The 11,948-nt window shown below is 69.1% G+C and carries 10 protein-coding genes; 2 read left to right on the forward strand and 8 right to left on the reverse strand.

Annotated features, from left to right (window positions below):
• Position 1: 1 nt before the first annotated feature.
• Genes ACGFI2_RS06930 through ACGFI2_RS06955 form a run of 6 tightly spaced genes read right to left on the reverse strand, consistent with a single transcriptional unit; the run spans position 2 to position 6,614 of the window.
• A complete protein-coding gene (locus tag ACGFI2_RS06930; RefSeq protein WP_393511892.1) occupies positions 2 to 2,290 on the reverse strand; it encodes a molybdopterin oxidoreductase family protein in 2,289 nt (762 codons plus the stop codon).
• Complete coding sequence (locus tag ACGFI2_RS06935) at positions 2,283 to 3,026, reverse strand: SDR family NAD(P)-dependent oxidoreductase (protein WP_197087848.1); 744 nt, start codon at positions 3,024 to 3,026, stop codon at positions 2,283 to 2,285. Before ACGFI2_RS06935 ends, ACGFI2_RS06930 begins: the two co-directional genes overlap by 8 nt.
• Positions 3,023 to 4,384, reverse strand: a complete 1,362-nt coding sequence (locus ACGFI2_RS06940; RefSeq protein WP_393511895.1) for a B12-binding domain-containing radical SAM protein — start codon at positions 4,382 to 4,384, stop codon at positions 3,023 to 3,025. The genes ACGFI2_RS06935 and ACGFI2_RS06940 overlap by 4 nt, the downstream gene beginning before the upstream one ends.
• A complete protein-coding gene (locus ACGFI2_RS06945; RefSeq protein WP_393511898.1) occupies positions 4,326 to 4,640 on the reverse strand; it encodes an acyl carrier protein in 315 nt (104 codons plus the stop codon). Before ACGFI2_RS06945 ends, ACGFI2_RS06940 begins: the two co-directional genes overlap by 59 nt.
• Positions 4,633 to 4,980, reverse strand: a complete 348-nt coding sequence (locus ACGFI2_RS06950; protein ID WP_393511901.1) for a LysM peptidoglycan-binding domain-containing protein — start codon at positions 4,978 to 4,980, stop codon at positions 4,633 to 4,635. Before ACGFI2_RS06950 ends, ACGFI2_RS06945 begins: the two co-directional genes overlap by 8 nt.
• Positions 4,977 to 6,614, reverse strand: a complete 1,638-nt coding sequence (locus tag ACGFI2_RS06955; protein WP_393511904.1) for an AMP-binding protein — start codon at positions 6,612 to 6,614, stop codon at positions 4,977 to 4,979. Before ACGFI2_RS06955 ends, ACGFI2_RS06950 begins: the two co-directional genes overlap by 4 nt.
• Before the next feature lie 470 nt (positions 6,615 to 7,084).
• On the opposite strand from ACGFI2_RS06955, the gene leuA reads away from it, so the two are divergent.
• The gene (gene leuA / locus ACGFI2_RS06960) at positions 7,085 to 8,800 is read left to right on the forward strand and encodes a 2-isopropylmalate synthase (protein WP_393511907.1); all 1,716 of its coding nucleotides are present in this window, start codon (positions 7,085 to 7,087) and stop codon (positions 8,798 to 8,800) included.
• A 12-nt stretch (positions 8,801 to 8,812) separates the two neighbouring features.
• Here leuA and ACGFI2_RS06965 read toward each other — a convergent pair whose 3' ends face one another.
• Complete coding sequence (locus tag ACGFI2_RS06965; protein ID WP_393511910.1) at positions 8,813 to 10,000, reverse strand: cytochrome P450; 1,188 nt, start codon at positions 9,998 to 10,000, stop codon at positions 8,813 to 8,815.
• Between the two features lie 75 nt (positions 10,001 to 10,075).
• Positions 10,076 to 11,152 carry a LuxR C-terminal-related transcriptional regulator gene (locus tag ACGFI2_RS06970; RefSeq protein WP_393511913.1) on the reverse strand — a complete coding sequence of 359 codons (1,077 nt, stop codon included), beginning with the start codon at positions 11,150 to 11,152 and terminating at the stop codon, positions 10,076 to 10,078.
• A 320-nt stretch (positions 11,153 to 11,472) separates the two neighbouring features.
• Between ACGFI2_RS06970 and ACGFI2_RS06975 the strand changes: the two genes are divergently transcribed.
• Entirely contained in the window at positions 11,473 to 11,931 is a 459-nt protein-coding gene (locus ACGFI2_RS06975; protein ID WP_393511916.1) for a DUF2000 domain-containing protein, read from the forward strand.
• Positions 11,932 to 11,948: the final 17 nt, after the last annotated feature.

An 11,948-nucleotide genomic window follows, 5' to 3' on the forward strand; every position in this document is an offset into this window, starting at 1 on the left:
GTCAGGGCTGCCCTCCGCCTACGACCAGGTCCACCCGGGTGTCCTTGAGCAGCGGCTGCCACGTGTGCGGGTCGATGTTGTCGGAGCTGGTCAGAAAGTTGGGGTGGGTGTCCGCCTTGTCAGGGTGAAAGGTGAGGTAGAGGTGGCCGGCCGGCACGTCCGGGCTCACCTCGGCACGGCACTCGATCGCCCCGATCTCGTTGCGGAGGCCGACCCGCACGCCGCTGGTCACGCCGAGCCGGGCGGCGTCGGCGTCGTTGACGTAGACGCTGTTCTCGTCGGGCCAGTCGTCGGCGCCGGTCGCGGTGGACGAGTTGAACATGGCCACGTTGTGGCGCTTGGCCTTGTCGCCCATCACGCCCCGCCCGGTGATCAGCACGAAGCCGCCGCGGTTGCGCTCCTGGAAGGGCAGCAGTCGCTCCGGCGGCGGGACGAAGAACGTGGCCGCGCGGCGTTCGGCGCGGCGCACGGCGGAGGACAGCGGCGCCTCCCCGGACGGCTGGTAACGCCGCTCGCCGGCCCACTGCACGCCCTCGCCGGCCCGAATCTGATCCAGGGTGATCGGGGCGCCGGTCCCGTCGACGAACTCGTTGTAAAACCCGCGGGAGGCCGCCTGTACCTCGTTCCAGACGTATTCGCTGAGCGGTTCACCGAAGTCGTCGGTGGGATAGCTGAACGCCTTGTCGAGTGCCGCCGGATCGATGTCGCGGTTGCCGTCCGCCACCAGATCGTCGACCTCGGCCACAGTCAGCCGCGCGTCACCGCCGGCGGGGGGCCGCGCGTTCTCCTCCAGCCGGGCGGCCACCCGGCGCGCCACCTCGCAGACGATCCGCACGTCGCTCCATGCCTCGAACGCAGGCTCTTCGACCGGCTCCATGAACTGCAGGCGGCGTTCGCCGTTGAGGAAAATGCCGGCGGTCTCGTGCTTCGTGCGGCAGGGCAGCACGATGTCCGCGTACTCGAGAATCTCCGGGTTGTAATAGGAGTCGACGTAGACGATGCAGAGATCCATCATCTTCTCCCGCCACCGCCGCAGGTTGGGAAAGTTGCGGGCGGGGTTGGTGCCGAAGACGAAGAGCGTGCGCAGCCGTTCCGAGGTGGCGAAGGACGCCACCGGCAGCCCCGGCTCCGGGTTGATTCTCCAGGGCGGCAGCTCCCAGATGGCCGCCATCTCGGTTCGGTCGCGCTCCTCGGCGATCCGCATGCGGAAGGGCAGCAGCCGCCCGGAATAGCCCAGGGCCAGCTCGGCGGAGGCGTTCGACTGCCCTGCCATGCGCACGTGGCCGCGGCCGGGCTCGCCGATGTGCCCGGTGAGCAGGTGCAGGTTGAGGATGGACGCTACGCCCGCGCTGCCCACGGTCTGATTGATGCCCACCGAACTGGTGGTCACCACGCGGTCGCGGCGCCAAAGCTCGGCGGCGCGCACGATGCGCTCGCGCATCTCGTCCACCGGCATGCCGGTCGGCGTCAACCGCGGCACGGCCTCGTCCAGCCCGAACGGGCCGGTGCCGATGAACCTCAGGAACTCGTCCGCTAGGGCGGGGTCGGCATGGCGGGCGACGTACGCGCGATCCCATGCGCGGTGGTCCATCAGGTAGCGCGCGATGACGCAGTTGAGCAGCACGTCGCCGCCGCTGCGTACAGGCAGGTGGATGTTCTCCGGATTGTCCCGTTGCAGCTGCTCGACGGTGTCGGTGCGGCGCGGGTCGACCACCACCTTGACGGCGGCGCGATTCTGGCGCACGTAACGCTGGAACACGGTCGGATGGTTGATCGCCGGGTTGTGGCCGTAGAAGAAGATCGCCTCGGCGTGCCGGTAATCGTCGTAGCTGGAGAACGGACCCTCGTTGCCGAAGACCAGCTCGTGACCGCCGGCGTTGTTCGCCAGACACTGCTCGGCGTTCGAGCAGATGTTGTTGGTACCCAGGTGGCCCTGGAAGAACTTCTTGGCCACCCACAGCGCCTCGAACGTCATCTGGCCGACGCCGTAGAACCCGAGCGAATCCCGTCCGAACTCCTGCCGGTCGGCCAGGATGGTGTCGGCGGCCATGTCGATGGCGTAATCCCAGGAGACCCTCTCCCAGCCGTACGGTGAGCGCAGCATCGGACTGGTGAAGCGGGCCACCTCGCGAGGATCAGAGCCGAGGTGCTTCTGGAAGTAGTGCGCGCCTTTGACGCATACGCCCATCGAGCCGGTGCCGCGGACCTTGTCGTTCGGCGTGATCGTGACCTGATCGACCACCCCGCAGAACGTGCACAGCGTCTGGCGTGGGCTGTGCTGCTCAACCACGGTGCACCTCCACCAGATCGCGGGCGAGCGCGGCGGCGCCGAGCGACAGGCCGCCGTCGACCACGAACTCCTGTCCGGTGATGTAGGCAGCACCCGGCGACACGAGGAACGCCGCCATGGCGGCGACGTCGCCGGGATCGGCGAGCCGGCCGAGCGGCACGTGCCGGGCCACGGTCTCCTTCCACCGCTCGTCTCGCGTGGCGGTCGGCCCCGAGTCGACGAAGCCCGGCAGGATGGTGTTGCAGGTGATGCCGTACGGCGCCAGCTCAGCGGCGACGCTGCGCCCGTAGGCGGAGAGCGCGGCCTTCGCGGCGGAGTAGCCCGACAGGCCGGGCATGCCCATGCGCGACACCGCCGAGCCGATCGTCACGATCGTGCCCCCGCCGGCCTTCATGAGCCGGAAGGCGGCAGCCCGGCACAGGTTGGCCACGCCACCGAGGTTGATCTCGACCGAGCGGCGCAGGGCGGCATCGTCGCTGCGCAGCACGGGGCCTTCGGTCACCTCGCCGAAGCAGGTGACCAGGGCGCGGAACGGCCCGGCCGTACGCCACACCGCGCCCACGAAGTCCCGGCACGATGCCGGGTCGAGCACGTCGACCTGGAAGGGCCGAGCTGGCAGGTCGTCGAGCGCCTCCTTGGTGCCATGCCAGCCGACCACCACCTCGTGGCCCTCGGCGGCCAGGGTTCGCACGACGGCCCGGCCGATCCCGCCCGGGCCGACGACGACCACCCTCATACCATGCTCCGGCCGGTCGTCGCGAGCGCCTGCTCCCGCTCGACCTTCTTGCGTACGAGGTTCTTGTAGATGCCCTTGAAATGCCGGGTCTTCTTGAGCGAGAATTCGCGGTTGTAGAAGTCGCGGTAGACACTGAGCGTGCCGGCCTCCAGCTCGGCCGGAGTCATGTTCTTCGGCTCGTAGACGCAGTCGAAGACGGTGTAGTACGACCAGGGCTTCGAGAGATCGATTCGGCTTTCCCGCTCCATGTCGTCGCGCAGCGGCGTGCCGGGGAACGGCGTCACGCACGAGCATTGGATGCCGGCCAGATAGTTGTCCTTGACGAATTGAGACGTCGCCTCGAAGGAATCCTTGGTGTCAGTGTCCAGGCCCAGCGTGAACGCGCCGTAGACGCCGACGCCGTGATCCTGGATCGTCTTCGTCGCCTCGACGTACGTCTTCAGCGCGCGGTATTTCCAGTTACGCTCGTCGATGTTGTGCAGGCTGTCGGTGGAGACGCTCTCGAAGCCGATGAGCATCGTCATGCAGCCGCTCTCGTGCATCAGATCGAGAATGTCGGGGTCCTTGTAGAACGAGACGTCGGACTGGCCGCTCCACTTGATGCCCAGCGGGATGAGGCGCTTGAGAAGTTCCCGGGTGCGCTGCCGGTCCACGACGAAGTTGTCGTCGGAGAACAGGATGTATGGGCTGTCCCAGCGGTCCCGCACCATCTCGATCTCCCGGACCACCTGGTCGATGTCCTTGTAGCCGAGCTTGTCGCGGTAGCGGATCGTGGCCGCACAGAACCGGCAGGTGTGCGGGCAGCCGCGCGACGTCTCGATCCAGATGCTGGGGTAGTAGCGCTGCTGCGCCAGCTCGTAGCGCGGCCGGGGTGCGCGGGTCAGGTCGGCGCGGGCCGTCTGCCGGTACATGGGCTGGAGCTCGCCCTCTTCGAAGTCGCGCAGGACCTGCGGCCACAGCGCCTCCGCCTCGCCCACGCAGACCGCGTCGACGTACTGGGCGACCTCGTGCGGGAGCAGGTTGGCGTGCAGGCCGCCGGCCACCACGGGCACGTCCCGGGCGCGGAACTCGGTGGCGATCGCGTACATCCGGTCGGCCTGCGCGGTCATCCCGGTGAGGGCGACCAGGTCCGCCTCCTCGTCGAAGTCGACCGGCTCGATGTTCTCGTCGACGTAGTGCACATCCCACTCGGGCGGGGTGAGCGAGCCGACGATCATGAGGCCGGTGGCGAAGCCGGTCCAGGTGTAGTCGAAGAACTGGAACTCGCGGGACTCCCGCTTGAAACGCTGGTGCTCGGGGTTACGCCCGAAGAACGTCGCCTGCGGCGCGATCAGGAGCAGCTTGCGTCGTCGTGTCATCGTTGTCGCCCTTCTCGTCCTCGGCCAGTTGTTGTTCACAGGCGGTCACGAACTCGCCGACGGTGGCGATGCCGAACAGTGCTTCCTCGTCGATCTCGATGCCGAGCTCCATCTCGGTGCGCGCCACCACCTCGAGCAGCACGATGGAGTCCACGTTGGCCAGGCCGGTCACCGGATTCTCCGGTTTGATGTCGGCCTCCGGGATCTTCGCGACCGTGGCGATGACTCGCCGTACCTGATGGAAGACGTCAGTCATGGTCCTTCTCCTCCTTGCGCGTCCTCAGCGTGAGCGGCACCGGGTGCGACGTACGCGTCGGCGGCCGCTGCGCCGCGGACGGGCGTAGCTGGAACGACCGTCCGGCCGAGGCCCGGAAGCCGCCGACCCCGCCCGGCAGCGGGAGGTAGTCGGGTTCCGGGATGTCCAACTCCATCCCGGGTCGCAGCCGGGCCGGATTGAAATCCGGTAGGTCCCGGTTGTGCGCCACCAGCTCCACGTAGCGCCGCGCGTCGCCGTACGCGACGAACGCGATCTCGGTGATGGTGTCGCCCTGCTGAACCACGTATGGCTGACCGATGACGGGACCCGGTCGGGTCATGAATCCCTCCCTGGTGGGGTGGTGGCGGGTGCCACGGCGGCCAACCGGCCCTCGCGCAGCAGCTGGGCGGCGTGCCTCCGGCGGGCTTTGCCGGAGCTGGTACGGGGAAGCGCGCCGCGGCGGACCACGGTGACGTCGTCCACCGGGATGCGCAGGCCGCTGCGGACTGCCGTCGCGATCGCCTCGGTGAGGCCGGCGGCCGGCGGATAGCGCACCGCCTCGACGAGGACGTGGACGGCCTCCGTGTCGTCCCGGCTGGTGCCGAACGCGATCGCCCCGCCCGGCCGCACGCCGTCCACCCGCTCGGCGAGCAGCTCGATGTCGTGTGGCTGATAGTTGCGTCCATTGATGATCACGACGTCCTTGATCCGTCCTGTCACGTAGAGCTCGCCCTCGTGCAGGAAGCCGGTGTCGCCGGTGTGCATCCAGCCGTCGTGCCAGGTTCGGGCGGTGGCCGCCCGGTCGCCGAAGTAGCCGTCGGCGAGGTAGGGGCACCGGACGGCGATCTCGCCCTCGTGCCCGTCGGGCAGTCCGGCGCCGTTCTTCCCGACGATCCGCACCTGTACGCCGGGCAGCGGGGGGCCGGAGGAGACGAGCTCCATGGTCGATCCCTCGACCGCCCGGTGCTCGGTGGCGAACCGGTCGGCGTCCAGCCTGAGGGTGCGCATGCCCTCGCCCGGCAGGGTCGCGCACACGGCGAGGGTGCACTCGGCCAGGCCGTACGACGGCACCAGCTGGGCGGCGCGAAAGCCGGCCGGGGCGTACGCCCCGGCGAACGCGCGCAGCGTCTGGGCCCGGATCGGCTCGGCGCCGCAGCCCGCGATCCGCCAGGACGACAGGTCGAGGCCCTCCGGTGGCTCGGCCGCGGCCCGCCGGGCGAGCAGCCCGAACGCGAAGTTCGGCGCGAAGACGATGGTGCCGCGTACCCGGGAGATCAGCCGCAGGAAGCCGATCGGGTCACGGACGAAGCGCTGCGGCGTGACGTACCAGACCGGGGTCTGCGTCTGCACCGCGGCGAACACCTTGCCGATCAAGCCCATGTCGTGGAAGAGCGGCAGCCAGCTCACGCCCCGGTCCACCGTGCCGTCGATGCCGAGACCGGCGGCCAGCGCCCGGCCGTGCCCGACGAGCGCCCGGTGGCTGACCACGACGCCCTTGGGCGCGCCGGTGCTCCCGCTGGTGAACTGGATCAGCGCCGGGTCTGCCGGGTCCACCTCGCCGACCGCGCCGACCGGCGCGGCTGTCAGGCCGGCGAAGTCGATGACCGGACAGCCCACGTCGGACTCGCCGACCACCCGGCGCGCCGCGGCGCCGAGCAGCGCCAGTCGCGCGCCCGCGGCCCGGCATACGCGTCCCAGGCCGGTCCCGTAGGTCTCCTGCTGGGACAGCACGAACGGCGGCAGGTAGGGCACAGCCACGATGCCGGCCCTCAGCAGAGCGAGAATGGCCGGCACGAATTCGGCCGGGTCGTCGAGCACCAGGATCACCCGGTCGCCGTGCCGCAGCCCGAGACCGGCGCAGCGAGCGGCCAGCTCGGCCGTGCGCGCTGCGAGTTCGGTGTACGGCACGTACTGCTCGCCGGTCGTGCCGACGAACGTGAGGCCACGGTCGTCCGCGTCCAGGCCCGCCAGCACCTCGGAAAATGTGCGCGCGCCCGTATGAGGGTGATGGACCACGATTCCCCCGTCTTGGATCGTGTTCCGTGGCCCGCCCAATGTGTGGCCACGGATGTCAGGAACGAGTCTTGACGTCGGTCGCCAAGCTATCCACTGTCGGCAATGCTGTCATCGGTGATCTCACGATGTGGCTTCGTGGCCATCATTCGCTGATCAACCGAAAATTGATTCGCGCTACGCCTCGCCGGAATGAGCTGCGCGTTTACCCGAAGGCACCCCAATGCGCCCGCCCGGGTACCCGGAATGTCTGTCCGGGGACTTCCCGGATTGGGTACAGTCGGCGGGTCATGGCATGGCGGCCTCTTCTCCTTGGGTGCCGCAGCGGAGCCTGATCACGGCTGACACTCCGCTGCGGCGTTCGGCCGCGTCGTGGCGCGGTGCGCGTCGGCCGGAAATTCGACTTCCGCACACCCACCTGGAGCTTTCTCATGAATCCGTTCACCACGCAGCAGCCCAGCGGCATGCCCACGCACCGCTACAAGTCCTTCGCCGAGCAGTTCCCCTACTCGCTCCCGGACCGACAGTGGCCCGCCAAGACCCTCACCAAGGCGCCGCGTTGGTGCGCCGTGGACCTGCGCGACGGCAACCAGGCGCTGGTCGACCCGATGTCGGTCGAGCGGAAGCGCCGCATGTTCAACCTGCTCGTGCAGATGGGCTTCAAGGAGATCGAGGTAGCCTTCCCGGCCGCCTCGCAGACCGACTTCGACTTCGTCCGTACGCTCATCGAGCAGGACCTGATTCCGGACGATGTGACCATCCAGGTCTGCGTGCAGTGCCGGGAGCACCTGATCGAGCGCACGTTCGAGTCGCTGCGCGGCGCCAAGCGCGCCATCGTGCACTTCTACAACTCGACCTCGGTACTGCAGCGGCGCGTCGTCTTCGGCCTGGACCGGGACGGCATCACCGACATCGCCACCAGCGCCGCCCGGATGTGCCAGAAGTACGCCGAGGCGATCACGCCGGACACCGAGATCTTCTACGAGTACTCCCCGGAGTCCTACACGGGCACCGAGCTGGAGTACGCGCTGGAGATCTGCTCCGCGGTGATCGACGTGATCGACCCCACCCCGGTCCGCCCGCTCATCGTCAACCTGCCGGCCACGGTGGAGGCGGCCACCCCGAACGTGTACGCCGACACGATCGAGTGGATGCTCGGCCGGTTGCCCCGCCGCGACTCCCTGGTGCTCAGCCTGCACCCGCACAACGACCGCGGCTGCGCCGTCGCCGCGGCCGAGCTCGGGCTGCTGGCCGGCGCTGACCGGGTCGAAGGCTGCCTGTTCGGCAACGGCGAGCGCACCGGCAATGTGGACCTCGTCACCCTCGGGGCGAACCTGTTCTCCCAGGGCGTCGACCCGATGATCGACTTTTCCGACATCGATGCGATCCGGCGCACTGTGGAGTACTGCAACCAGCTGCCGGTGCACCCGCGCCACCCGTACGCGGGGGAGCTGGTCTACACCGCCTTCTCCGGCTCCCACCAGGACGCCATCAACAAGGGCTTCGACGCGCTGCGCGCCGACGCGGACGCATCCGGGGTGCAGGTGGACGCGTTCACCTGGGCGGTGCCCTACCTGCCGATCGACCCCAAGGACGTGGGCCGCAGCTACGAGGCGGTTATCCGGGTCAACTCGCAGTCCGGCAAGGGCGGCGTGGCCTATCTGATGAAGACCGAGCACCAGCTGGACCTGCCGCGCCCGCTGCAGATCGAGTTCTCCGGCGTGGTGCAGCAGCACACCGACGACGAGGGCGGCGAGATCAGCCCCGCCGAGCTGTGGGATCTGTTCGAGCAGACCTACCTGGGCGCCGGTCGGGTCGCGCTGGGCGACTACCAGCTGGCGCCGGTCGAGGGCACAGCCGGCGAGCTGCAGCTGACCGCCGAGATCACGGTGGACGGCGTACCGCGCACGGTGACCGGCGTCGGGCACGGACCGATCGAGGCGTTCGTCAACGCGCTCACCGGCTCGGTACTGGAGGTCAGCGTCCTGGACTTCGCCGAGCACGCGATGGGCAGCGGCCAAACGGCCCGCGCGGCGGCGTACGTGCACTGCGCCGTCGGCGGCGGGCGCCGGTGGGGTGTCGGCATGGATTCCAACATCACGACCGCCTCGCTGAAGGCCGTGCTGAGCGCGGCCAACCGGGCGTGAAGGGCGGCCGGCCTACCACTCCACGGGCATCCGCTCGGGGCCCCGGGTGATCAGGCCGGCCTTCCACTCCACCTGCTCGGGCGGCAGTGCCGGCCGCAGGCCCGGCAGCCGCCGCAGCAGCGTCTCGTAGGCGATCGTCAGCTCGGCCCGCGCCAGCGCCGCACCGATGCAGTGGTGCGGGCCGAGCCCGAACGCCAGGTGCGGGATCTCCGGCCGGGTGATGTCGAACCGGTCGGGCTCGGGCAGCAGGTCCTCGTCGCGATGCGCCGAATACTTCAGCGTGATGACGGTGGAGCCCGCCGGCACGGTCACGCCGCCCAGCTCCACGTCGCGCACCGCCACCCGCTCCAGGCCGGCCTGCGAGATGCGGACGTAGCGCAGGATCTCCTCCACGGCCTGCGGGATCAGCTCGGGACGCGTCCGCATCAGCTCACGCTGGTCGGGGTGGGCGTCGAGGGTGAACAGCGAGTTGGCCAGCAGTGACGCCGTGGTCTCGTAGCCGCCGATCAGGATGATGTAGACGTTGTGTGCGAGTTCGACCTCGGAAAGGCGGTCCTCCTCGTCCCGGGCCGCGATCAGGTCGCTGAGCAGGTCGTCGCCGGGCTCTCGGCGACGCCGCTCGATCTCCGCGCCGAGGTAGTCGAGCATGTCGCGGCTGGCCTGCCGCATCTCGTCCCGGCTATGCGCGGTGATCGACATCAGGACGTCCATCCAGCCCTGCAGCTGCCGGTGGTCCTCGGGTGGGACGCCGAGCATCTCGGACACCGAGATGGCCGGCAGCGGTGCGGCGAACGCACTCACGAAATCGACCGGCGGCCCGGCGGCCACCATGTCGTCGACCAGCTGCTCGGCTATCTCCCGCAGCCGCGGCCGGAGCCGGTTCACGGCCCGCGGGGTGAAGGCGCGGTTGACCAGCCCGCGAATCCGGGTGTGGTTGGGGGGATCCATGCTCAGCATGATGTGCGGGCTCATCGGCGCCGGCCGCAGGGTCGCCACGCCGGGCCGGGTGGCCGCCGCGCGGCTGAACGCCCTGTCCAGGAACACCTGGCGCACGTCGCTGTACCGGCTCACGACGTACGCCTCGCCGCCGGATGCGAGCGGCATCCGCGCGACCGGGCAGGTGCGGCGCAGCTCGGCGTGCAGAGGCTCGTCGTCGCGTTCGGGCGGAGAGGGGAACGGGAACGTGGCGGACTGCGGCATGCGCATCTCCTTCCGTGCGTGAGTCGCAAGGCCGACTCGGCAGTACACAGTAGACTTACCGACCTTCGGGGCCGGCTACGCCGGGCGGGCGTCGTCCGCTCCGCGGCGGGGCTCCGGCGTGGGACCGGATGGCGCAACGGTTTCCGGAAGCAACCCCAGCAGGGCGGCTTTCGCGCCGGCCTGGAAGCGGCTTTCCACGCCGAGATCCTGCATCACGAGCGCGATGTACCGGCGGCAGGTGCGGGTCGCCATGCCGAGCCGACGGGCGATCACCTCGTCCTTGAGGCCGAGCGCCATCAGCCGCAGGACGTCGAGACGTACGTCGTTCATCTCGGGCGTCACGTCGGTGTCGCTGTCGAACGGGACCGAGGTGAGCCACGCCTTATCGAACTGGGCCGCCAGGAAGCGGACGCAAGCCGGCACCGAGATGCGGATACCTCCCGGCAGGCGATTGCCCTCGTCGTCGTAGCGAGAGACGAAGGCCACCGCGCGATCGAAGATGACCATGCGCTCGACCGGGTCGTCGGTGGTGCGGACGACACCGCCGGCGTCCTGGATCCGGCTCACGTAGGCGCGGGTCGCGAGGCTGGTTCGCGCGGTGTGCTGATAGATGACGCGCATCCCGACGCCACGCTCCAGCGCCGCCAGGTCACGTGGCAGCGCATCGGCGAGGGTGGACGCTCCTCGCCCGCCACCCGGCTGCGCACTGAGCACCTCGCGGACGCACCGCCGTGACGACGCGGCGATCTCGTTCACCGTCTCGTCTGTGTTGGTGAGTTCGCGAAAACCGGCCCCCGCCGCGGTGGTGTCGCGCCGGAGTTGGTCGTAGATCGGGCGGAGCGCCTTCAGCTCGTCACGGATCCGCTGGACGGCCATCTGGCGTTCGAGGATCTCGCGTTCCAGCGGACCGTTGAGCGCCATGTCGGCGACGTCGGGATCGACCGGTTCCCGGATCTCGTCCTCGCCCCGCGTCAGCAGACCGAGCGACTCCATCCGGTCGGCGAGGTCGCCGGCCTCGGCTTCGGTGATCTGAAGCACAGAAGCCACGGTCGCGGCCTCGAACGAGCCGCTGTTCAGGCAGCACCGGTACGCAGCGAGCAGGGAGTCGTCGGGGCGCTCCGACTCCTCGTCTTTCCCCGTGATCAGCTTCAACGCGACTTCTCCTATTGGCATGGCCGGATGAGGCCAGCGGGCGGGGGTTGAGTACGAGGTCCGTCCGTGCGACCGTTCTGTCGTCGACCGACGACACGGTTTACGGGGGAGTGAGCCACATTGATCACGTGTCAATCATTGTATCGACATCTTGACCTGGCGAACGGGGCCGGCGCCGACTCCTGGCCGACTGCATTCGCGCGGCGGGGGGACACGGGATGGGATTGACCTGCGGTTAAGCTTGCGCCTGCTCCCACTTTCTGGGAAGCGCCGTCGGGACGGCCTGACGGTTCGCCGGGTCCCACGTATATTTACGTCCCGTGAGTTCAACGGAAACCAGCAATCCCACAGCCGACTCGCAGGAAGCCGGCATTCGCACGGTTATCGTGCTCAATCGCAAATTGGATGTCGGACGCCTCCTCAACGTGGCGGGGCATCTGGCCGTCGGCCTAGCGGCCGGAGCGCCTGACCATAGGCTCTTCGACCTGCAGACATACCGCGACGCCGACGGCGACACGCATCCTGACATCAGCGCCCATCCGGTGATCATCCTGAAGGCCGACAACTCCAACCGGATTGCCCGGCTGCGTGTCGAGCTGAGCGAAGCCGGTGTTCGCAGCGTCGACTTCGTCAACACCATGGCCGACGGCGGCACCGCCCGGCAGCTGCTCGATACGGCAGCCACCGCGGCGGCCGACCTGGAGTATTACGGAATCGCCTTCATTGGCGAACGCGCGATTCTGGACCCGCTGACGAAGAGGTTCAGCTTGTTCAAGTAGGCACGCCCTCCGGCGGC

The organism is Micromonospora sp. NPDC049282, from assembly GCF_043197045.1.
GTDB lineage: Bacteria > Actinomycetota > Actinomycetes > Mycobacteriales > Micromonosporaceae > Micromonospora.

Bases quoted from the DNA above. Each gene is read 5' to 3' on its own strand.
- ACGFI2_RS06935 (WP_197087848.1), bottom strand. From the start codon at position 3,026: ATGAGGGTGGTCGTCGTCGGCCCGGGCGGGATCGGCCGGGCCGTCGTG.
- ACGFI2_RS06940 (WP_393511895.1), bottom strand. From the start codon at position 4,384: ATGACACGACGACGCAAGCTGCTCCTGATCGCGCCGCAGGCGACGTTC.
- ACGFI2_RS06945 (WP_393511898.1), bottom strand. From the start codon at position 4,640: ATGACTGACGTCTTCCATCAGGTACGGCGAGTCATCGCCACGGTCGCG.
- ACGFI2_RS06950 (WP_393511901.1), bottom strand. From the start codon at position 4,980: ATGACCCGACCGGGTCCCGTCATCGGTCAGCCATACGTGGTTCAGCAG.
- leuA (WP_393511907.1), top strand. From the start codon at position 7,085: ATGAATCCGTTCACCACGCAGCAGCCCAGCGGCATGCCCACGCACCGC.
- ACGFI2_RS06965 (WP_393511910.1), bottom strand. From the start codon at position 10,000: ATGCCGCAGTCCGCCACGTTCCCGTTCCCCTCTCCGCCCGAACGCGAC.